Origin of the sequence: uncultured Bradyrhizobium sp., assembly GCF_936928535.1 — a bacterium.
In the GTDB taxonomy this organism is placed as follows: domain Bacteria; phylum Pseudomonadota; class Alphaproteobacteria; order Rhizobiales; family Xanthobacteraceae; genus Bradyrhizobium.
Genome location: NZ_CAKZHY010000123.1, coordinates 18,598 through 40,742, shown reverse-complemented (window position 1 = coordinate 40,742; position 22,145 = coordinate 18,598). Strand labels below are relative to the sequence as shown.

Sequence of the window (22,145 nt, the reverse complement as noted above, 5' to 3'; positions counted from 1 at the left end):
TGCGGAAATCGGTCATCAAAAGCCCTCGCGTAGCCATCGTCCGACCTTTCCGAAATAACCGCCGGTCCCTGTCCTGACCTGCTGCCGCGTATGCCGCGGTTCGACATGTTCGAGGTGAACATATTGCGGGTAGACGAGAAGTCCGGCCGGCACCGCGAACGCGGCGTTCTTCGCCTCGTTGGGCAGCCGGCCAAATCCGAGCGGACGTCCGACCCGCACGGGCCGGCCGAGAATTTGCGTTCCAAGCTCGACGAGGCCGGTGAGCTGCGAGGCGCCGCCCGAAAGCACGACGCGGCCCTTGGGCTCTGCCGCGAAGGACGAATCCTTCAGCTTGTCCCGAACCATTTCGAAGACTTCCTCGGCACGATGCTTGACGATGTTGGCGATGGTGGCGCGCGAAACGATCTGCGGCAGATCCTGGTCGTCACCGGCTGTCGGTACAGACATCAGCTCACGCGAGTCCGATCCACCGGTGATGACGGTGCCGTATAACGTCTTGATTCGCTCGGCATCGGCAATGGTCGCCGAGAGTCCGCGCGCAAGATCCATCGTGATGTGTTGCCCGCCGACCGCAAATCCGGCCGCGTGCACGAAGCGACCGCCGGAATAGACTGCAATCGTGGTGGTGCCTGCGCCCATCTCGATCACGGCGGCGCCGAGATCGGCCTCGTCGTCGGTCAGCACCGACAGGCCGGCCACATAGGGGCTCGCCGCCATGGCTTCGACATTGATGTGGCAGCGTTCCACCGCCAGCATCAGATTCCGCGCCACGGTGGCGTCGCAGGTGACGACATTCATGTCGACGCCGAATTGATGCGCGACCATGCCACGGGGATCGCGAATGCCCTTGACGCCGTCGAGCGTGTAACCGACCGGCAGTGCATGCAGCACTGTGCGGCCCTCGCCGGTGGCATGGCGCATGCCCGTGGAGGTGACGCGGCTGACATCGGCCGGCGTCACCGCGCCGCCGCGGATATCGGCGGCGGCTTCGACGAGCTGGCCGGAGAGCCGGCCGCCGGAGACGGACAGCAGCACGGACTCGACCCGGACCTTGGCCATTTTCTCGGCAAGCCCGACGGCCTGGCGCACCGACTGCTCGCATTCGGAAAGATCGATCACGGCGCCGGCCTTCATGCCGCGCGACTGGATCTGGCTGTAGCCGATCAATTCCACCGCATGGGTCCGGCCCTGCAGGGCTTCGCTCGGCGCCGACGGCTTCAGCCGCGCGATCATGCAGGCGATCTTGCTGGTGCCGATGTCGAGGCACGCAACGAGGCCGCCGCGCTTGTGCGGCATCGGGCGCGTCTTCGGCGTCTGGGTGCGATCAAGACCGGTCATGCGGCGTCCCCGGCCTTCTTTTTCTTCTTGTCCTTGAAGAGATCGTCGCGCGCCTTGGCGGCGTCGTCGGACAGCTGCACCACCAGACGGTCAGGCAGGCGCATGTCGATCGCGACGATGTCCTTCGAGAACAGGCGATCGTCCTGGTCGAGCTTGGAGAGCGCGGCAAGTGCATTGCCGACGTCCTGCTCCGGCAGGCGGATGTCGAGGCCGTCCTTCAGCCTCAGGTTCCAGCGCCGCTCACCGACATAGATCACGGCCTTGGTCACCGAATTCACCTGCGGATACCGTGCCAGCAGCGCCAGGAAGTCGCGGGCCTGGGTATCGGCGCCCTTGCCGACCACGAGCGGCAGCGACAGGAACCTGCGCGAGACGTAGGGCTCGAGCAGCGCACCGTCGTCGGCGATGACGGAGAGCCGGCCGGCCTCCTGCCACAGCGCGAACGCCTTGCGCTCGGTGACGTCGATCATGAGGCGGCCCGGATAGAGCTTCAGCACGGTCGCGTCAGCGATCCAGGGATTGGCCTTGAGCTTGTCGCGGACGTCGTCGGCATCGAGGAACAGCAGCGAGGAACGCCCGCTGACGCCGCCGATCGCGAGGATCTCGTCCTGGCTGAGCTGCTTGCGGCCGTTGATCACGACCGAGGTGATACGGAAGCCGGCCGAATTGGCCATGGCGTTGCGCGCGTCGCTGACCGCGGTGATGAAATCCTGGAGATGGCCGCCCTTGACGATGCCGAGGCCGCAGCTGCCGATCAGCAGCAGCACGGTCATCGTGATCCCGACCCGGCGCGGCAGATAGCGCTCGACCAGCGCAACCAGGCGCGGCGGCGGCTCGCGCTCGACCAGGGCCTTCTTTTTCTTGATCCTGTCTTGAGCAGCGACCCGCGTCTCGTCGCGCTTCTCCTGCACCCACTCGCGCAGAAGCACGACCGCTCCGATAGCGGCCGCCTTCAGGTCAGCTTGGGGCCTCAGCGATCTCATAAACGATCGGGTGAGGCTTCCTGCTCCATCCATTGCACGAGCTCGTCAACAGTTTGCCCGCGACTTGCGCGGGTCCTGGCGAACATGACGTCTCGGACGTGCCGGGCCGGGTGATGGTCTTCGGTAGAAGAAACCGCTCCCCTTCAAGGCGTTTACCGATCGGAACAATCCGAAACGGCTCACGCGCCGGCAGCCAGAACGCCATATGCGCCGCCAGCGTTAACCTTCGGACGTCCTGGTAAACAAAAGGTAAAGTTCGTTAACGGGAGATGCTTTTTGCCCAGCCAAGTGAGGCAGTTGCGCCACGATGTCCGGCATTTTACCGGCTTTGGGCACCAAATCGGGCGTTTTGGCCGGTCCAGCCGTTAACCAATCCTAACTATTTCCGCACCCGCCGCTCGGCGAGCTCGATCAGGCCGCGGAGGAAGTCGACGAAGGCGATGCCCTCGGCTTTCAGCGCCTTGGGGTAGAGCGAGGACTTGGTCAGCCCGGGCAGCGTGTTGGTTTCGAGATAGACCAGCCCCTTCTCCGAGACGATGAAGTCGGAGCGGGAATAGCCGGTGCAGGACATCGCCCGGTGCGCCAGCATCGCCTGGCTCTTGAGGGCGGCGGTGATGTCGGGCGTAAAGCGGCCGGGGCAGATCTCCTGGGTCGTCGACAGCAGATATTTTGCGGCGTAGTCGAAATTGCCCTCACCCGGAATGATCTCGATCGGCGGCAGCGAGATGATCGAGCCGTCGGTGCGCTCGAGCACGCCGCAGGTCGCCTCGACACCGGCGATGTAGGGCTCGATCACATACTCTTCGTGCTTGGCGGCGTTGCGGACCGCGACGAGATCCTGCTTGGCATTGACGAAGATCAGGCCATAGCTCGAGCCGTCGCGCGCCGGTTTTGCGATCAGCCTCCCATATTCGGCGAAGGCCTCGTCGATGTTTTCAAGCGCGATGCCTTCAGGCGGCGTAACGCCACCGAGCCTGGCAAACCGCTTGGCCGCGATCTTGTCGAAGGCGAGATGCGAGGAGGCCGAGCCGGAGCCGGTGAATGGCACACCGCGCGTCTCGCACATCACCTGCAATTCGCCGTTCTCGGCGCTTCCGCCATGCAGGCTGAGCACGAGGACGCGGTCTTCCGCCCTGGCCTTGTCGAGTGCCTGCGCCAACGCAATGCCTGCATTGCCGGGCTTGAACTCGTCCTCGAAGGGCCTGCTATGTTCGAGCAGTTGCCTCGACTGCACGACATGCACCTTGTCCTCGACATCCCAGAACCAAAGCTCGGCCTCGGGCAGCGCCTGATGCAGCGCCTGGGCCGAGGCGACCGAAACCAGACGTTCGCGATTGGAGCCGCCGAAGAGGATGGTGATTCGCATTCGTGTCCTCGTATTAGGTCATTCCGGGGCGCGCCGAGCGCGAACCCTGGTGCGCAATTGCGCACCTGAGAATCTCGAGATTCCGGGTTCGATGCTAACGCATCGCCCCGGAATGACAGTTAACGGATACCGACCCGCTTGATTTCCCAGTGCAGCTCAATTCCGGAATTCGCCTTCACGCGTTCGCGCACGGTCTCGCCCAGCGTCTCGATGTCGTGCGCGGTGGCATCGCCGGCGTTGATCAGGAAGTTGCAGTGCATCTCCGAGACCTGAGCGCCGCCGACCCGCAGGCCGCGGCAGCCGGCAGCATCCACCAGCTTCCAGGCGGAGTGGCCGGGCGGATTCTTGAAGGTCGAGCCGCCGGTCTTTTCGCGGATCGGCTGCGCGGTCTCGCGATGGCTTTGCACGTCCGCCATGCGGGCGCGGATCGCCTCCGCATCCCTGATCTCGCCGCGGAAACGCGCGGAGGTAAAGATGATGGAGGGATCGACACCGCTGTTGCGATAGACGAACTTCATGTCGGCGTTGGAGAAGACGTGCCTGATGCCGTCGCGGCCGACGCCGCGTGCCTCGATCAGCACGTCCTTCGTCTCGCCGCCATTGGCGCCGGCGTTCATGCGCAGCGCACCGCCGATCGTGCCGGGAATACCGAAGTAGAATTCGAGCCCGCCGATATTGGAGCTGGCCGCAACCTCCGCAACGCGCTTGTCGAGTGCGGCCGCACCGGCGGTGATGGTATCGCCGTTCGCGCTAGCCTCGCCGAAAGCGCGCGGCGCGAGGCGGATCACCACCCCCGCAATGCCGCCATCGCGCACGATCAGGTTGGAGCCGACGCCAACGACGTAGACGGGAATGTCGGAAGCGAGATGCGCCAGGAAGTAAGCGAGATCATCCTCGTCTGCCGGCGTAAACAGCACCTGCGCCGGGCCGCCGACGCGAAACCAGGTCAGTTCGGCCAGCGACTGGTTCGCAAGCAGCCGGCCGCGCAGCTCCGGCATCGCGGCTTTGAGCTCAGGCATGATGTCGGGGAAGCTCACGGCCCTACCCCAGCGCCTTCAACTGATCCGGCAATGCATACGCCCATTGCGTGATGTTACCGGCCCCTAAGCACACGACGAGATCGCCTGATTTCGCCAATCCCTTCACGATGCCCGGAAGCTCCGCCGCTGCCGGCAGCGGGATCACATCGCGATGGCCATGGGCGCGCAGGCCGGCGACGAAATGATCGCGGTCGATGCCGTCGATCGGGCTCTCGCCGGCGGCATAGACGTCGGCGACGACCACCGCATCGGCGTCGTTGAAGCAGGTGCAGAATTCCTCGAACAACGATTGCAGGCGGGTGTAGCGGTGCGGCTGCACCACGGCGATGATCTTGCCGTTGGTGGATTCCCGCGCGGCCTTCAGCACCGCTGCGATCTCGACAGGGTGATGGCCGTAATCGTCGATCACGGTGACGCCGTTCCACTCACCGGTCTTGGTGAAGCGGCGCTTGACGCCGCCGAAGCCCGCGATGGCCTTGCGGATAGCATCGTCGGAGACGCCGAGCTCGCGCGCGACCGCGATCGCCGCCGTTGCGTTGGAGGCGTTGTGACGGCCCGGCATCGGCAGCATGAGATCGGCGATCTCGTGCACGGCGCCGGTCTTGCGATCGTGGAACGCGACCTTGAACTTCGAGCCGCCGCCCATCGGCGTCAGGTCGAGCAGTCGCGCGTCAGCTTGTGGGTTCTCACCATAAGTGATGATGCGGCGATCCTCGATCTTGCCGACGAGGGTCTGCACGACGGGATGATCGATGCACATCACGGCAAAGCCGTAGAACGGCAAGTTCTCGACGAAGTGCCGGAACGCATCCTGCACGGCATCGAACGTCTTGAAGTGATCGAGGTGCTCGGGGTCGACATTGGTGACGATCGCCACGTCCGTCGGCAGCTTCAGGAACGTGCCGTCGCTCTCGTCGGCCTCCACCACCATCCAGTCACCGGCCCCTAACCGCGCGTTGGAGCCATAGGCGTTGATGATGCCGCCGTTGATCACGGTGGGATCGAGCCCGCCGGCATCGAGCAGCGTCGCCACCATCGTGGTGGTCGTGGTCTTGCCGTGCGTGCCGGCAATCGCGACGCAGCTCTTCAGCCGCATCAATTCGGCAAGCATCTCGGCGCGGCGCACCACGGGAATGCGCCGCGCGCGCGCCGCCATCAATTCCGGATTGTCGCGCTTGATCGCGGTGGAGACGACGACGACCTCGGCGCCATCGACATTCTCGGCCTTGTGGCCGACCGAGACCTTGGCGCCCTTCTTGCGCAGGCGATCGAGATTGTAATTGTCTGATGCGTCCGAGCCCTGCACGGCATAGCCGAGATTGACCAGCACCTCGGCGATGCCGCTCATGCCGATCCCGCCGATCCCGACGAAGTGGATGGGTCCGATCTCGCGCGGCAGTCTCATGCTCTATCCCGCTGTTCCGTCGTCATGTCCGGGCTTGTCCCGGGCATCCACGAATCTTAGCGTCTTTCTTGCAAGACGTGGATGCGTAGGCACTCGGTATATCGAGTGCCGTCTTTTTAAAAGAACCAAGTCGGATAAATCCGACTTGGTCGACAAGCCCGGCCATGACGGCAAAAGTACGAAATTTGGCCGGTTTCGCGTCAGATTCCCGCGACTTTGACCACCAGATCGGCCAGCCGCTCGGCGGCGTCGAGCCGGCCGGCCCCCTTCGCCGCAGCAGCCATGGCCGCAAGGCGTGCAGGCTCGGCGGCGGAGCCGGAGATCTCGGAGGCGAGCCGATCGGAGGTAAATTCGGTCTGCGGGATGCGGACTGCGCCGTCGACCTTGGCGAGCACGCCGGCATTGGCGAACTGGTCCTGGTCGATCGAGCCCGGCAGCGGCACCAGGATCGAGGGCCGCCCGATCGCGGCGAGTTCGGCGACAGTGCCCGCGCCGGACCGCGACACGATCAGGTGGTTGGAGGCGAGCCGCGCCGGCAGATCGGTGAAGAACGGCGCGAGCTCCACCTTGATCTTGAGCTTGTCGTAGACCGCGCGCACGCGGCTCATGTCCTCGTCGCGCACCTGCTGGGTCAGCACGAGCCGGCTCCACAAAGCGGGCTCGAGCCGCTCGATCGCGCCTGGCACGATATCGGCCATGATGCGCGCGCCCTGGCTGCCGCCGACGACAAGCAGGCGCAGCGGGCCGTTCACTTCGGGTGCGGCATAGGGCACCGCCGCCGCAGCGAGGACCGCCGGCCGCATGGGCGTGCCGACCGTCGTGGTCTTGCCTGCCAGCGCCGGATCGCGGTCGAGCACACCAGGCAAGGACGTCGCGATGGCCCGGACGCGGCTCGACAGGAAACGGTTGGCGCGACCGAGCACGGCATTGGCCTCGTGGATGATGCTGGGCACATCTGCGAATTTCGCCGCGACCAGCGGCGGCAATGTCGGATAGCCGCCGAAGCCGACGACCGCGGCAGGCTTCAAGCGCTTGATCAGCCGATAAGCGGAGAGCGTGCCGGTCGCGAGCGTCAGGCCGGCATAGGCGAGCTGGAGCGGATTGCGGCCGCGCGCGGTCTCGCTCGCGACGACGTCGATCATGTCCTTGCTGAACAACCCGCTGTAGCGCAGTGCGCGGTCATCGGTGACAAGCCGCACGCGAAAGCCGCGCCGGATCAGCTCGACGCCAAGCGCCTCGGCCGGAAACAAATGGCCGCCGGTGCCGCCCGCGGCGAGAAGAATCAAGGGGGAATTGTCCATCACCGCCCTTTTACAAGGCCTTTGCCGTCATTGCGAGCCGACGAACTACGCGTAACTCCGCATCGCGTCGGCACGGCCGCTGGCTTCGACCTCGGTGCGCGGACGCAGCCGCGTCAGGGCCAGCATCATGCCGACGCCATAGGCGAGCGACACGATCGAGGAGCCGCCGTAGGAGATGAAGGGCAGCGTCATGCCCTTGGCGGGGATCAGCTGGAGGTTGACCGACATGTTGATCGCCGCCTGCACGCCGAACAGGATCGCAAGGCCGGACGCTGCAAAGCGCGAGAACATGTCTTCGTTGGCATAGGCGCGCGACAGGGTGCGGATTACGACGAAGGCGAACAGCGCCAGCATGGCGAGGCACAGGATGATGCCGAACTCTTCGGCCGCGACCGCGAACACGAAGTCGGTATGGCTATCCGGCAGGCTGCGCTTGGCGATGCCCTCGCCCGGTCCGAGGCCGAACCAGCCGCCGTTGTAGAAGGCCTCCATCGCGGTATCGACCTGGAAGGTGTCGCCGGAGGCAGGATTCATGAAGCGCTTGATGCGGCCTGCGACGTGCGGGACGAACAGATAAGCGCTGAACAGGCCGGCCGCGCCGAGGCCGGCGAGGCCAAACACCCAGATCATGCGCATGCCCGCAATGAAGAACAGCGAACCCCACACCATCAGGATCAGCATGGTCTGGCCGAAGTCCGGCTCCATCACCAGCAGCGACACCAGCATCAGGAGCAGCACCAGCGCCATCGAGGTCGCCGGCATCTCGGGCCGCTTGGTCGATTCCGCGAACAGCCAGGCCGCAATGACGACGAAGGACGGCTTTGCGATTTCGGAGGCTTGGATGTTGACGCCGATGAGCGTGATCCAGCGCCGCGAGCCCTTCACCTCGGGGCCGATGGCGAGCGTCACCACGATCAGGATGATGCTGATCGTGAAGATGATCAGCGCGCTTCGCCGGATCGAGCGCGGCGACAGGAAGGAGACGCCGACCAGCACCAGGAACGACGGCACCAGGAACATTACGTGGCGGTTGAAGAAATGGAACGGATCGAGCCCGATGCGGGTCGCGACCGGTGGGCTTGCCGCCAGCGACAGGATGACGCCGGTCAGCATCAGCACCAGGATCGCGCCGAGCAGCGGCTTGTCGACGGTCCACCACCACTCGGAAAAGGGGGTGCGTTCTTCACGGGAGAGCATGGGCGGCCGCTTTCGGACAGAGGTCCGCCCATTGGTCGCCGAGGTTGGTTACCGGGGGGTTAAGGAAACGTGGATGATTGGAGATGATCCCGCTGGCACCGCACAACATACCGTCATGCCCCGCGAAGGTGGGGCATCCAGTACGCCGGAGCGGTAGTTCGCGCACACCATTTCGGCCGAAGAGTACTCGATCGCCCGCCTTCGCGGGCGATGACAGCGGAGTTAGGAATGACCCTATTACTCGTAATGGATCGCGACATCCCCCGCGCGCTGGTCGCGCTTGTAGAACTCGCCTGGCTGGGGAATGAAACCGATCCTGACCGCCCGTTCGCTGCTCCAGGCGACGATGGCCTCGAGATGTCCACGCACGCTGACAAAGGTCGGCGTGGTCTCGGGCGAGAACGTCCGGCCGCGGGCAATGACGCTGGCCTGTGTGCTGTCCGTCGCCCCGCACGTCTTCCAGACCACGACAACCAATTGACCGCCGCTTGGGGAGGCAAAGGCCCGCTGACGAACGACGCGGCACGCGCCGAATTGGTGCATGAGGCTGTCGACGAGGACGACACAGAGGAAGCCGACCGGAATAGCAAGAGCAGCGACAATTCCGATCCAGCGTCGCCGCGACATGTTCACACCACCGGCTTCACGCCCGGCAGCGCCTGCACCAGCTCGCGGAACCTGGTGCCGCGGATCTCGAAGTTGCGGTACTGGTCGAACGAGGCGCAAGCCGGCGACAGCAGCACGACGGCATCAGTCAGGCCCGATGCTTCCGCATCGCGAGCGGCGTGCTCGACGGCGACGTCCAGCGTCTGGCTGATCTCGTGCGCGACCGAGCCGAGCGTGTCCGAAAACTCCTGCGCGGCCTCGCCGATCAGATAGGCCTTGCGGATGCGTGGGAAGAAGCCGGTCAGGCTGGTGATGCCCCCCGCCTTCGGCTTGCCGCCGGCGATCCAGAAAATGTCGGCAAAGGACGACAGTGCATGCGCAGTTGCGTCCGCGTTGGTGCCTTTGGAGTCATTGACGAAGAGCACGTTGCCGCGGCGGCCGACCTGCTCCATGCGGTGCGCCAGCCCCGGAAAGCTGCGCAGGCCGTTCTGCAGCACGTCGAGGCTGATGCCCATCGCCAGCGCGGCTGCGGCGGCGCAGGCCGCGTTCTGCGCATTGTGCAGGCCGCGCAACGAGCCGATGCCGCCAAGCTTGGCGATCTCGCTGCGGGCGCCGCCCGAGGTGCGCACGATGGTGCCGTGCTCGACATGGATGCCTGACGCCAGCGGATTCTTGACGGAGATGCGCACCACGTTCTTGCCGGCGCGATCGAGCCGGTCGGCAATGTCGCGGCAATAGCCGTCATCGACGCCGACGATCGACGTGCCGCCTGCCTGCACGTTCGCAACCAGGCGCTCCTTCACGTCAGCGTAATGCTCGATCGTGCCGTGACGGTCGATGTGGTCTTCGCTGACATTGAGCAGGATGCCGACGGAAGGATCGAGCGAGGGCGTGAGATCGATCTGGTAGGACGACATCTCGATGACATGGACGCGACCCGTGCGCGGCGGCTCCAGCGACAGGATCGCGGTGCCGATATTGCCGCCCATCTGGGTGTCGTAGCCGGCGAATTTTGTGAGATGCGCGATCAGGGCCGTCGTGGTCGACTTGCCGTTGGTGCCGGTGATGGCGACAAACGGCGTGTTCGGTGCGTGACGGCGGCGCTCGCGGCAGAACAGCTCGATGTCGCCGATCACCTCGACGCCGGCCTCGCGCGCCTTCAGCACGCTCCAGTGCGGCACCGGATGGGTCAGCGGCACGCCTGGCGCAAGCACGAGCGCGGCAAAATTGTCCCAGGCAACGTTGCGAAGATCCGCGGTGATGAAACCGGCCTGCGCCGCCTTGGCGACGTTCTCGGCATTGTCGTCGGCGGCGATCACCTCGGCACCGCCGGCCTTCAGCGCGTGGCAGGAGGCGAGCCCCGAGCCGCCGAGGCCGAACACCGCGACCGTCTTGCCGGCGAAGGATGTGACCGGGATCATGATCTCTCCTTCGTCATTCCGGGGCGCCCAAAGGGCGAACCCGGAATCTCAGAATTCCGGATCGCCGCTTCGCGTCGTCCGGAATGACGATTCGAGGCAAACACGATGATCACCGCAGCTTCAGCGTAGAGAGGCCGGCGAGCGCCAGCATCACCGAGATGATCCAGAAGCGGATCACGATCTGCGGCTCGGTCCAGCCGAGCTGCTCGAAATGGTGATGGATCGGCGCCATACGGAAGATGCGTTTTCCCGTCAGCTTGAACGACACCACCTGCACGATCACCGAGACCGCCTCCAGCACGAACAGGCCGCCGATCACCGCAAGGACGATCTCGTGCTTCACCGCGACCGCGATCGACCCCAGCATGCCGCCAAGCGCGAGCGAGCCGGTGTCGCCCATGAAGATCGAGGCCGGCGGTGCGTTGAACCAGAGGAAGCCGAGGCCGGCGCCCAGCAGCGCGCCGCAGAGCACGGCGAGTTCGCCGGTGCCGGCGACATATTTGATCTGGAGATAGTCGGCGAACACGGCATTGCCGGCGAGATAGGCGATCATCGCAAAGCTCGCGGTCGCGATCATCACGGGCACGATGGCGAGGCCGTCGAGACCGTCGGTGAGGTTCACCGCATTGCCGGCGCCGACGATGACGAAGGCGCCGAACACGACGAAGAACCAGCCGAAATGCAGCACCGTGTCCTTCAGGAAGGGGATCGTCAGCGCGGTCGAGGCGGGATCGCGGTTCAGACGCACCAGCGCGTAGCAGGCGACCAGCGCGATGATCCCTTCGATCAAGAGGCGCAGCTTGCCGCCGAACCCGCTCGTGGTCTGCTTGGTCACCTTGAGGTAATCGTCATAGAAGCCGACGAAGCCGAAACCGAGTGTCACCGCAAGCACGATCCAGACATAGGGATTGAGCGGATTGCACCACAGCACGGTGCCGACCGTGAGGCCGGACAGGATCATCAGCCCGCCCATGGTGGGCGTGCCCTTCTTGGCCAGATGCGATTGCGGACCGTCGGCCCGGATCGGCTGGCCCTTGCCCTGGCGGATGCGTAGGTGGTCGATGATCCAGGGTCCGAACAGGAACACGAACAGCGCGCCTGTGACGATGGCACCGCCGGTGCGGAAGGTGATGTAGCGGAAGACATTCAGAACGGTGCGCACTGCACCGAAGCCCGGAAAAGTGTTGGAGAGGTCGATCAGCCAGTAAAACATTCAGTCGGTCCTATGGCGCCTTTCGCGCGCGGCCTTCGCTCAGGCCTCAATCTCTCACGCGCATTCTCTGGTCTTCATCATGGGGTCGGGCGACCTCAACGAAACCGGACGGCGGCGCGCCGCAAAGGGTGGGATTCGGGAACAGCGCCTTCCAAGCAGTTTACGCCTTTGCCTGCAAGGCGGCCACTAGGCCCGGCACAAACTTGTTGACCCAGAACATCTTCTTGCTGCCCTTGACAACCACGACATCGCCTGCCTTCAGCAGGCTGGCGACCTCGCTGGCTTTCAGTGTGGCAGGATCATCGTGCCAGCCGAGCCCCTTGCCGGCGGGAAGCGTGTCAAAGAGGTGACGCATCAGGGGCCCGACGCAATAGATGCCGTCGATGCCATCGAGATGCTTCGCAAGCCCTGTGTGATAGCTGGGTGCGTCATCTCCCAGTTCGAGCATATCGCCAAGCACCGCTATGCGGCGGCCGCCTGTCACGTTGCGCGCCTGCAGACTTTGCAGCGCAGCAGCAATGCTCGCGGGATTGCCGTTAAAACTGTCGTCGATCACGGTGACGCCGCCGACCGCCTGCTCGACGCCGCGGCCGGTCATGATACCGACGCGGTCGAGCTTGATCGCGAGCGTCGCGACATCGAGATGAGCGGCGTGGACAGAAGCAAGCGCGGCCAGCGCATTCTGCACGCGGTGCGGCGCGCCCGGCGTCAGGCTGAAGGCGATCTCCTTCTTGCCAATCGCGGCCACGACCTGCCAGCTCTCGCCATGCGGCGCGTGCTTGACCTCGTGCACCTCGGCATGCTCGCCGAACCGCACCACCTTGCCCTTCCATTCCGACGCCTTGAGCCCGGCGGGAAGCACCAGCACGCCGTGTTCGGGCAGGCCGAGCGCGATCGACACTTTTTCGCGCCTGATCGCCTCCAGCGAGCCGAGCTTCTCCAGATGCACCGGCTGGACGTTGACGACCAGGGCGACGGTCGGCCGCGTCAATTCGCTGAGCCGCGCGATCTCACCTCGCTGGTTCATGCCCATCTCGACGACCCAAAGGCTGGCGTCAGGCCGGGCATTGCACAGCGTCAGCGGTACGCCCCAGAAATTGTTGAAGCTCGAGGGGCTGGCATAGGCATTGGGATAGGCCGCCAGAAACTCTTTCGTGCTCGTCTTGCCGGCGCTGCCGGTGAGACCGATCACCGGGCCTTTGAAGCGCGAGCGGGCGGCGCGGGCGAGACCCCAGAGGCCGTCGATCAGCGTGTCCTTCACGACGATCTGCGGAACACTGATGCCCGCGATCTCGTGCGGCACGATCATCGCGACCGCGCCTGAGGCTTCCGCCTTGTCCGCGAACTCCCAGCCATCGCGCGTGCTGGCGAAGGCCGAGATGAAGCCGCCGCTCGGCGTGCCTGACAGCGCCACGAACAGGCTGCCAGGCCTCACCAGGCGGCTGTCCTGGGTGACGAAGTCGATGGGCGTGCCCGGATACGATCCGGCCGCACCCAGCGCGCGTGCGACTTCGGCAACCGTCCATAATGGCCCGCTCATGCGACCCTCGTTGCTAATGCGGCGGCAACCGCCTCGTGATCACTGAACGGCAAAACTTCGCTGCCGACGATCTGCCCGGTCTCGTGGCCCTTGCCGGCGACGAGCAGCGCATCGCCATCTTCCAGTTCCTCGATCGCGGCGCGGATCGCAGCGGCACGGTCGCCGATCTCGCGAGCGCCCTTGGCGGTGGCGAGGATCGCGGCGCGGATGGCTTCCGGCTTCTCGCTGCGCGGATTGTCGTCAGTGATGATGACGCGGTCGGCGTGCGCCGCCGCAATCTGCCCCATGATCGGGCGCTTGCCGGCGTCACGATCGCCGCCGGCGCCGAACACGACGATCAGTCGTCGTTTGGCGTAAGGCCGCAGCGCCTGCAACGCCTTCGCCAGCGCGTCGGGCTTGTGCGCATAGTCGACGAAAACGGGTGCGCCGTTGCGTTCGCCGACGCGCTCGAGGCGACCTTTCGCGCCTTCGAGATGTTCGAGGCTTGCGAACACGTTGGCCGCATTGCTGCCGGTGCCGATCGCAAGGCCGGCCGACACCAGCGCGTTCTCGATCTGGAATTCGCCGACCAGCGGGAGCCGGACCGCATAATTCTTGCCGCGATGTTCGAGTTCAAGCTTTTGCGAAAAGCCTTCGACCACAGCATCGACGAGCCGGATACCCTCGCCTGCTCCGTCGCCATTGCGTCCCACTGCCATCACGCGCAGACCACGTGCCTTCGCAGCATCGAGCACCTCCGCCGAGCAATCGTGATCGGCGGAGATCACCGCGGCGCCACCTGGTGGAACGAGCTCGCGGAACAGCCTGAGTTTGGCTGCAAGATAATGCGCGACGGTCGGATGGTAATCCATGTGGTCGCGCGTGAGATTGGTGAAGCCAGCGGCGGCGACGCGCACGCCGTCGAGGCGATATTGATCGAGGCCGTGTGACGACGCTTCGAAGGCGAGATGCGTCACGCCCTCGCGCGCGATCTCATCGAGTTGTCGGTGCAGCGCGATCGGATCCGGCGTCGTCAGCGAACCGTACACGGTGCGCTTCGGCGAGACCAGGCCGATGGTGCCGATGCTGGCCGAGGCATGCCCCAGCCGCTCCCAGATCTGGCGCGTGAATGCGGCAACCGAGGTCTTGCCGCTGGTGCCGGTGACCGCCGCGATCGTCGCGGGCTGCGCTGGAAAGAATCTTGCCGCAGCCAGCGCCAGGGCACGGCGCGGATTGGAAACAGCGATGAACGGCACCTTGCAGCCGTCGGGCGCGTGATCCCCGACCACGGCCATCGCGCCGGCCGCAATGGCCGCATCGATGAAGCGCGCGCCGTCGGTCTTGCTGCCCGCGAGTGCAAAGAAGAGATCGCCCGGCTTGACCACGCGGCTGTCGAGCGCGATGCCTGATACCTCGAGCGCCGCAACACTGGGCTCGGTTGCAGCATCATTGCCCAAGACATCCTGGCCTAAGAGGTCACGCAGCTTCATGGTCTTCCAGTTGCCGCGCCGGAAAAGCCGAATCCTGAGGGAAAATCCCCGACTCAGCAGCGGCTACGGCCTACCCAATTGATTACTGGGTTGTCCTGGATGCTGCAAGAATAAGGCGGTCCGCGGGCGGCAGGTCGTAGCGGGGCTCGATGCCGAGCAGCGGCCCGATGCGGGTGATGACGTTGCCGGCGGTCGGAACGGCGTTCCAGCCCGAGGTGATGAAGCCGTAGGTTTCCTTCAAGGCCTGCGGCTCGTCGAGCATGATCAGGAGTTGGTACTTCGGCTTGTCCGCCGGCAGGATCGCGGTGAAGGCGGTGAGCACCCGCTTCTTGGCATAGCGGCCGTTGACGACCTTTTCGGCAGTGCCGGTCTTGCCGCCGATGTAATAACCGGGAACGTTAGCCTTCTTGGCGGTGCCGATCTCGGCATTCAGCCGCATCAGGAACCGCATCTTGTCCGACGTCTCGGGCTTGATCACGCGCTTGGCGATGGCCCGCGCCTCTTCTTCGGTGCGCTTGAGGAAGGTCGGCGGAATCAACAGACCGCCATTGGCCAGCGCGCTGACGCCCATCACGGCCTGCAACGGCGCCACCGCCATGCCGTGGCCGAAGGCGATGGTGATGGTGTTCAGATCGCCCCAGCGTTTCGGCACGATCGGCATCGCGCTCTCCGGCAATTCGGTCCGCAGCCGGTCGAGCTGGCCCATCTTGCGCAGGAAGGCCTTGTGCGCCTCCACGCCCTGCGACAGCGCGATGCGCGCCGCGCCGACGTTGGAGGAGAAGGTGAACACTTCCTTCATGGAGAGGAAACGCCCCTTCGGCTCGTCGTCGTGGATCGCGAACTTGCCGTAGTGCAGCGGCCCGCGCGCATCCCACATCGAATCGAGGCCGTACTTGCCGGTATCGAGCGCCATCGCGAGCGTGAAGGCCTTGAAGGTCGAGCCCATCTCGTACACGCCCGTGGTCAGACGATTGATGCGATCGGGATCGTGGGCTTCCTTCGGATTGTTCGGGTCGAAATCCGGCACCGACACCATGGCGATGATTTCGCCGGTGTTGACATTGGTGACGAGACCGGAGGCCGCCTTGGTGTGGAACTTTTCCTTGGCCTTCAGCAGCTCGTCGCGCAAGGCGTGCTCGACGCGCAGATCGACCGACAGCTCGATCGGCTTTTGCAGGCGGTCGGTGGCAAAACCGGCGCGGTGGAGATCGGCGAGGCCCTGATTGTCGAGCCACTTCTCCATGCCCGCGATGCCCTGGTTGTCGATATTGACCAGACCGATGAGGTGGGCGACCTCGTTGCCGGTCGGATAGACGCGCTTGTTCTCGCGCAGGAAGCCGATGCCGGGAAGGCCGAGCTTGTGGATGTCCAGCTGCTGCTTCGCCGTGATCTCGCGCTTCAGCCACACGAAGCCTTTTCGCGACGACAGGCGCTCGCGCACCTCGGCCTCGTCGAGGTCGGGCACGGTCGCTGTCAACAGCTCGATGGCCTCGTCCTTGTCGATGATGCGGCGCGGCTCGCCGAACATGCTGGCGGCCTTGACGTCGGTTGCGAGGATCTCGCCGTTGCGGTCGACGATGTCGGGCCGCGCGGTCGCGACCACTTCCTGCGCAGCGGCGCGCCGCGCGCCGTGGGCATCCGCGCCGATCGCGAACATCACGAGCCGGCCCCCGATCAGGGTGTAGACCGCGGCAAAGGCAAGCATTGCCAGGCCCACGCGCGCGCGCGCCTTGGCGGCGCGATCGACATTGCGCCCGTAGAGCAGGCTGCGGATCAGGCGCTGCCGCCAAGGCTCATTTGGACTCTCACTTGGACGCTCACTTGGGCGCTCTGTCGGTTTGGCCGGAACAGCACTCATTGCTTGTCCTCAGGCTGAGCCACCGAGCCCGTCACGCTATCAGGATCGCTCGCAGCTTCGATGGTGTTGATCATGGACCCGATCGGATCAGGCTCGCCCGGCCGGAACATCCGCGGCGGGCGATCGGGCAGGTTCTTCAGTGAATCATACTGCGTGCCATTGATGGGCTTGAGCGGCAGATGCCGCTCGGCGAGACCTTGGAGGCGCTGGGGCGCGTCGAGCTTGGCCCATTCGGAGCGTAGCTGCGCGATCGCGTCGCGCTGCTCGCGGATTTCCGCATGCAGCCGCAGCACCTTCTCGGTGCGCGCCGTGGAGTCCATCTTGATCCGGTAGACATAGGCCGCCGCGAAGATCAACGCGCCGATGACGAGAAGGTGGATGAAGCGCATGTGCTAGCCGCCCCTCATCACGTCGGAGAGTTTTGGCCAGGACGATGGCTCGTCGTCGGCATGCGCCGGCGCCGACGTGCGTTCGGCGGCGCGCAGCTTTGCGGAACGCGCCCGCGGATTGCGCGCAACTTCTTCCTCACCGGCGATCACGGGCCGTCGCGTCAAGAGTTGGAAGCTCGGTGCTGTCTGCGCCACCTCAGGCAGATGCCGCGAGCCGCCGCCGGTCTTGGCGCGATCACCAAGGAAATTCTTGACGATACGATCTTCCAGTGAATGGAACGAGACCACGACGAGGCGGCCGCCAGGCTTGAGCACGTGCTCGGCCGCGGCGAGCGCGGTCTGTAGCTCTTCGAGCTCCTCGTTGACGAAGATGCGCAGCGCCTGGAATGTCCGCGTCGCAGGGTGAATGTCGCCGGGCTTCGAGCGCACCACCCTGCCGACGAGATCGGCCAGCGCGCGCGTCGTTGTGAACGGCGTCTCCTGCCGATCGGCCACGATGGCGCGGGCGATGCGGCGCGAATGCCGTTCTTCGCCGAAGAGATAGATGATGTCGGCGAGATCGCTCTCCGAGGCGCGCGCGACGATTTCGGCGGCCGTCGGCCCCGTCTGTCCCATCCGCATGTCGAGCGGACCATCGAGGCGGAACGAGAAGCCGCGACCGGCCTGATCGAGCTGCATCGAGGACACGCCGACATCCATCACGACGCCGTCGACCGTATCGACGCCTTGCGCGGCGCAGACTTCAGCGAGATTGGAGAAACGGTCTTCGACCAGCGTCAGCCGGCCCGACGCGCGCGCGACCAGCTCGGCGCCGCCTTCAATAGCCGTGCGGTCGCGATCGATCGCGATGACCCGGGTCCCTGATATCTCGAGGATGGCGCGGCTGTAGCCGCCGGCCCCAAAGGTGGCATCGACATAGATGCCGCCCTCGCGCGGCGCGAGATGCGCGATCGCCTCGAGGCCGAGCACGGGAATGTGCGGCGCATCACTCATGCGTCGCGCCTGCCGTGCCTGCAGGACAACAGGTCGATCATGTCGGGGGCGAAGCAGCCCATCACGCCTCGAATAATTCCGCGTCGTGGCGGTTCCACGACAAAGCCCCAGTCCAGCGCCGCGCCCGGTCGTCCCAGGCGTCAATCCCGGTGTTCCCAGTGGAATGTGTCGGGCAGCCATGGGATTTCGAGCCAAAAGCGCATTTGGCCGCCTCCGGACGCGGGTCGGCTCTTCACCTCTCAGTAACGGCCCTTAGCGTTAAGAAAGCGTTGATCGGCTCGTTACATCTCGAAAAGGTGCTGGGGTGGTGATGCGTCATCCACACACCAGGCCCAAAATGCACGCGTTAACTGACCTGCGCGATTGCGCGGAGCGGACAGTAAAGAAATAGTAAAGAGAAGGGCTTGGCCCACTCTTCGTCCGATTCTGAGCTGTTTATGTCGTCCGGTCCGTCCACACCGTCTGGTCCTGATTCGAAGCGTCAGCGCGTTCTCCCGGTTCCCAAGGCCGCGGCGAACATGCGGACGTTCGAGCCGGATTCCTCGATCGTCTCCGACATCATCCCCTCGCCCAATCACGGCGAGCGCAACAGGGGACGGCAGGTGGACATGATCCTGCTGCACTACACCGGCATGCCCGACGTCGAGGGCGCGCTGGCGCGGCTATGCACGGCCGGCACCGAAGTGTCGGCCCATTATGTCGTGCTGGAGGACGGCCGCATCGTGCAATGCGTGCCTGAATCGCGCCGCGCCTGGCACGCCGGCGTCTCGTCCTGGGCCGGCGAGGACGACATCAACTCCTGCTCGATCGGAATCGAAATCATCAATCGCGGCCACGATTGGGGTTATCCGGAATACCCGCTGCGCCAGATCGCCGCCGTCATCGCGCTGTGCCGCGGCATCATGCTCCGCCGCAAGGTGGCGCCGCAACGGGTGCTCGGCCATTCCGACGTCGCGCCCGCACGCAAGAAGGATCCCGGCGAAAAATTTCCCTGGCATTCCCTTGCCAATTCCGGCGTCGGCCACTGGGTGACGCCGGCACCAATCGTGCGCGGCGAAACCCTGATGCTCGGCACCATCAGCGACGAGGTGCTGAGCCTGCAGCAGGCGCTCGCACGCTATGGTTATGGCGTGCCGCTGAATGGCAAGTACGATGCATCAACCATGGAAGTCGTCACCGCCTTCCAGCGCCACTTCCGCCCCGCGCGCCTCGACGGCGTTGCCGATCACTCGACGCTGTCGACCTTGCAGGCGCTGCTGGCGAGCCTACCGACGGATGGAATGACGACGGTCGCCTCGAAATAACACGTCGCTCGCGACATCGTTCGCTCGAATGTGATCACACCATCGTCGCCGCACCTGCCTGCGCCGGACTATTGTCCCGCCATCGGACGCGTGCAGGACATACGATGCAGATCGATCGCAAGCCACTGATTGAGCGATTAGCAGCCTTTCCGCGCCTCGGCCTCGCGGATCTCCCCACGCCCCTCGAGCCGATGAAGCGGCTGACGGCTCACCTCGGCGGGCCTCGGCTATGGGTCAAGCGCGACGACGCGACCGGGCTCGGATTCGGCGGCAACAAGCTGCGCAAGCTCGACTACGTCCTGCACGATGCCGTCTCAAAAGGCGCCGACACGATCGTCTCGGGCGGCGTCGTGCAATCGAACAGCCAGCGGCAGGTCGCGGCGGCCGCCGCAAAGCTCGGGCTTGCCTGTCATCTCGCCGTCTATCACGGGCGGCTTGCCCCTCCGACGCCGGAATACGAGACCTCGGGCAACGCCTTCCTCAATCGCCTGTTCGGCGCGCATCTGCATGACGTGCCCTGGACCGGCGACCGCAATGCGGCCATCCGCACGCTGGTCGACGATCTCAAGGCGAAGGGACGCAAGCCCTATTTCGTGCCTTACGGCGTCTCGAATGCGCTCGGTGCGGTCGCCTACGCGACCACGATCTCTGAAATCGAGCAGCAGGCGGCGCATTCGGGCTTCAGGCCGGCCGCGATCGTCCATTGCACCGGCAGCGCGGGCACGCAGGCCGGTCTGGTGGTTGGCGCGGCCGTGGCGATGCCGGGTACAAGAATCGTCGGAATCGACATTGATGCCGAGCCCGCGCGGGTGCGCTCAGATGTGGTCGCCCTTGCACGGCAAGCGGCGGACCTGCTTCAAGCAGATTTCGATGAGTCCACGGTCGAAGTGGTCGCCGGGCATGCCGGACCGGCTTATGGGGTGCCACATGAGGCCACGATCGAAGCGATCCGGCTGGCGGGACAAACCGAGGCGCTCGTGCTCGACCCCGTCTATTCGGGCAAGGGGCTCGCCGGCCTGATCGCGATGATCCGCCAGGGGCGCTGGCGCAAGGACGAGGACGTCATCTTCCTGCACACCGGCGGCGCACCCGCCCTCTTCGCCTACCAGAGCGCGCTCGGCATCTAGTCCATCTCCCTCACCCGCCGCGCATAGAGCCGTCGCAACGGCTCGAGCTGTGTCGCCGCCGTCGCCGCAGCATAGGCTTCTCGCGCTTCCTGCTTCCGCTTGAGCCGGCGCAGCAGATCCGCGCGCACTGCGGGCAGCAGCTCATAGCCGTCGAGGCCGCCGCGCGCGGTGATCGCGTCGACGAGATCGAGCGCGCGGGCCGGGCCGTCGACCATCGACACAGCGGCGGCGTGGTTGAGCTCGATCACCGGTGACGGGCTGATGCGCATCAACACTTCATAGAGCCCGGCGATCTGCGGCCAGTCGGTCTCCTCGAAGCTCGGCGCGCGGGCGTGCAGCGCGGCGACCGCGGCCTGCACCGCATAGGGTTGCGGCCGGCCCGGCACGCGCAGCGCATCGTCGACGAGCCGCAAGCCTTCCTCGATCTGCGCGCGATCCCACAGCGAGCGATCCTGCTCTTCCAGCAGGACGATGTCTCCGGCCGCGGTCTCCCGGCCAGCACGGCGCGCATCGTGCAACAGCATCAAGGCCAGCAGGCCCTTGATCGCGGCGCGATCCGGCACCAGGCGGTCGAGCAAGCGCGCGAGCCTGATCGCCTCAGTCGCGAGATCGGGCCGCATCAAATCCGCGCCCGAGGTTGCGACATAGCCTTCGGTGTAGACGAGATAGATCACGGCGAGCACGCCGTCGAGCCGGGGCGCCAGCGCGTCGCGCTCCGGCACCTCGTAGGGAATGCCGGCGAGCCTGATCTTCTGCTTGGCGCGGACGAGACGTTGCGCCATCGCATCCTCGCCGACGAGGAAGGCGCGCGCGACCTGCGCGGCGGAGAGGCCGCAGACGGTGCGCAGCGTCAGCGCGACCTGGACCTCGGCCGCGAACGCCGGATGGCAGCAGGTGAAGATCAGCCGCAGCATGTCGTCGTCGAGCATCGCGGGCGGCTCGTCCGGCGTATTGGCGTTGAGCTCGAGCTCATGCAGGAGCGCCTGCTGCTTGCCGCGAAAGGCGGCTTGGCGCCTGATACGATCGATCGCCTTGTTGCGACCGACATTGACGAGCCACGCGCGGGCATTGTCAGGGACCTCGCCCGCCGACCAGCATTCCAGCGCGACCGCGAACGCGTCCTGCAGCGCGTCCTCGGCCAAATCGAAATCACCGACGAGGCGGATCAGGGTGGCCAGCGCCCGCCCCGCCTCGTCGCGGAAGATCTTGTCGATGTCGGCAGGCGCGATCAATTGTAGATCATGACCGGCCGGACCTCGATCGAGCCTCGCTTCGCCTCGGGAATGCGCGCGGCGAGCGCAACGGCGTCGTCGAGGTCCTTGGCTTCGACCAGGTAATAGCCGCCGAGCTGCTCGCGGGTTTCCGCGAAGGGACCATCGGTGGTCATGGTCTTGCCGTCGCGCACGCGCACCGTGGTCGCCGTCGAGGTCGGCTGCAGCCCGTCGCCGGCCTTGAAATGACCACTCTGGATGATCGACTGCGTATAGGCACCGTATTCTCCCATCAGCTTCTGGCGGTCGGTAGCGGTCATGTCGGTCATGTAGTTTTCGTTGCGGTAGATCAGCAGCAGATATTGCATCGCTTTACTCCTGTGG

General features: G+C 65.3%; 19 protein-coding genes. 2 read left to right on the top strand and 17 right to left on the bottom strand.

Going from position 1 to position 22,145, the window contains the following annotated elements; all coding sequences use genetic code 11:
* Positions 1-15: 15 nt before the first annotated feature.
* The 15 genes from ftsA to rsmH form a co-directional block, all read right to left on the bottom strand.
* The gene (gene ftsA / locus Q0687_RS25475; protein WP_298883077.1) at positions 16-1,338 is read right to left on the bottom strand and encodes a cell division protein FtsA; all 1,323 of its coding nucleotides are present in this window, start codon (positions 1,336-1,338) and stop codon (positions 16-18) included.
* The gene (locus Q0687_RS25470) at positions 1,335-2,354 is read right to left on the bottom strand and encodes an FtsQ-type POTRA domain-containing protein (RefSeq protein WP_298883076.1); all 1,020 of its coding nucleotides are present in this window, start codon (positions 2,352-2,354) and stop codon (positions 1,335-1,337) included. The genes ftsA and Q0687_RS25470 overlap by 4 nt, the downstream gene beginning before the upstream one ends.
* A 346-nt stretch (positions 2,355-2,700) precedes the next feature.
* On the bottom strand, positions 2,701-3,687 hold the full coding sequence (locus tag Q0687_RS25465) for a D-alanine--D-alanine ligase (protein WP_298883073.1): 987 nt from the start codon (positions 3,685-3,687) through the stop codon (positions 2,701-2,703).
* Positions 3,688-3,806: 119 nt separating this feature from the next.
* Positions 3,807-4,724 (bottom strand): UDP-N-acetylmuramate dehydrogenase, encoded by a 918-nt coding sequence (gene murB / locus Q0687_RS25460; protein ID WP_298883067.1) that lies wholly within the window; start codon positions 4,722-4,724, stop codon positions 3,807-3,809.
* Positions 4,725-4,728: 4 nt separating this feature from the next.
* Complete coding sequence (gene murC, locus Q0687_RS25455) at positions 4,729-6,132, bottom strand: UDP-N-acetylmuramate--L-alanine ligase (RefSeq protein WP_298883065.1); 1,404 nt, start codon at positions 6,130-6,132, stop codon at positions 4,729-4,731.
* Between the two features lie 200 nt (positions 6,133-6,332).
* Positions 6,333-7,436 carry an undecaprenyldiphospho-muramoylpentapeptide beta-N-acetylglucosaminyltransferase gene (gene murG / locus Q0687_RS25450; protein WP_298883062.1) on the bottom strand — a complete coding sequence of 368 codons (1,104 nt, stop codon included), beginning with the start codon at positions 7,434-7,436 and terminating at the stop codon, positions 6,333-6,335.
* A gap of 42 nt (positions 7,437-7,478) precedes the next feature.
* Positions 7,479-8,630 carry a putative lipid II flippase FtsW gene (gene ftsW, locus Q0687_RS25445; RefSeq protein ID WP_298883059.1) on the bottom strand — a complete coding sequence of 384 codons (1,152 nt, stop codon included), beginning with the start codon at positions 8,628-8,630 and terminating at the stop codon, positions 7,479-7,481.
* 237 nt (positions 8,631-8,867) lie between these two features.
* Entirely contained in the window at positions 8,868-9,263 is a 396-nt protein-coding gene (locus Q0687_RS25440) for a hypothetical protein (protein WP_298883057.1), read from the bottom strand.
* Positions 9,260-10,657, bottom strand: coding sequence for a UDP-N-acetylmuramoyl-L-alanine--D-glutamate ligase (murD, locus tag Q0687_RS25435; protein WP_298883054.1), 1,398 nt, complete (start codon positions 10,655-10,657; stop codon positions 9,260-9,262). Before murD ends, Q0687_RS25440 begins: the two co-directional genes overlap by 4 nt.
* A 109-nt stretch (positions 10,658-10,766) precedes the next feature.
* Entirely contained in the window at positions 10,767-11,870 is a 1,104-nt protein-coding gene (mraY, locus tag Q0687_RS25430; RefSeq protein WP_298883052.1) for a phospho-N-acetylmuramoyl-pentapeptide-transferase, read from the bottom strand.
* 160 nt (positions 11,871-12,030) lie between these two features.
* Positions 12,031-13,410: a UDP-N-acetylmuramoyl-tripeptide--D-alanyl-D-alanine ligase gene (gene murF / locus Q0687_RS25425; protein WP_298883049.1), complete on the bottom strand. Its 1,380-nt coding sequence runs from the start codon at positions 13,408-13,410 to the stop codon at positions 12,031-12,033.
* Positions 13,407-14,879 (bottom strand): UDP-N-acetylmuramoyl-L-alanyl-D-glutamate--2,6-diaminopimelate ligase, encoded by a 1,473-nt coding sequence (locus Q0687_RS25420; protein ID WP_298883046.1) that lies wholly within the window; start codon positions 14,877-14,879, stop codon positions 13,407-13,409. Before Q0687_RS25420 ends, murF begins: the two co-directional genes overlap by 4 nt.
* Before the next feature lie 82 nt (positions 14,880-14,961).
* Positions 14,962-16,737 (bottom strand): penicillin-binding protein 2, encoded by a 1,776-nt coding sequence (locus Q0687_RS25415; protein WP_298883043.1) that lies wholly within the window; start codon positions 16,735-16,737, stop codon positions 14,962-14,964.
* Complete coding sequence (locus Q0687_RS25410; RefSeq protein WP_298883041.1) at positions 16,734-17,126, bottom strand: hypothetical protein; 393 nt, start codon at positions 17,124-17,126, stop codon at positions 16,734-16,736. Before Q0687_RS25410 ends, Q0687_RS25415 begins: the two co-directional genes overlap by 4 nt.
* Before the next feature lie 3 nt (positions 17,127-17,129).
* On the bottom strand, positions 17,130-18,119 hold the full coding sequence (gene rsmH / locus Q0687_RS25405; protein ID WP_298883039.1) for a 16S rRNA (cytosine(1402)-N(4))-methyltransferase RsmH: 990 nt from the start codon (positions 18,117-18,119) through the stop codon (positions 17,130-17,132).
* A gap of 518 nt (positions 18,120-18,637) precedes the next feature.
* On the opposite strand from rsmH, the gene Q0687_RS25400 reads away from it, so the two are divergent.
* Together Q0687_RS25400 and Q0687_RS25395 are read left to right on the top strand one after the other, a co-directional pair.
* Complete coding sequence (locus Q0687_RS25400) at positions 18,638-19,423, top strand: N-acetylmuramoyl-L-alanine amidase (protein WP_298883037.1); 786 nt, start codon at positions 18,638-18,640, stop codon at positions 19,421-19,423.
* Positions 19,424-19,527: 104 nt separating this feature from the next.
* A complete protein-coding gene (locus Q0687_RS25395) occupies positions 19,528-20,550 on the top strand; it encodes a D-cysteine desulfhydrase family protein (RefSeq protein ID WP_298883034.1) in 1,023 nt (340 codons plus the stop codon).
* Here Q0687_RS25395 and Q0687_RS25390 read toward each other — a convergent pair.
* Entirely contained in the window at positions 20,547-21,779 is a 1,233-nt protein-coding gene (locus Q0687_RS25390) for a DUF6596 domain-containing protein (RefSeq protein WP_298883122.1), read from the bottom strand. The genes Q0687_RS25395 and Q0687_RS25390 overlap by 4 nt on opposite strands.
* Positions 21,779-22,129, bottom strand: coding sequence for a YciI family protein (locus Q0687_RS25385; RefSeq protein WP_298883032.1), 351 nt, complete (start codon positions 22,127-22,129; stop codon positions 21,779-21,781). The genes Q0687_RS25390 and Q0687_RS25385 overlap by 1 nt, the downstream gene beginning before the upstream one ends.
* Positions 22,130-22,145 lie beyond the last annotated feature (16 nt).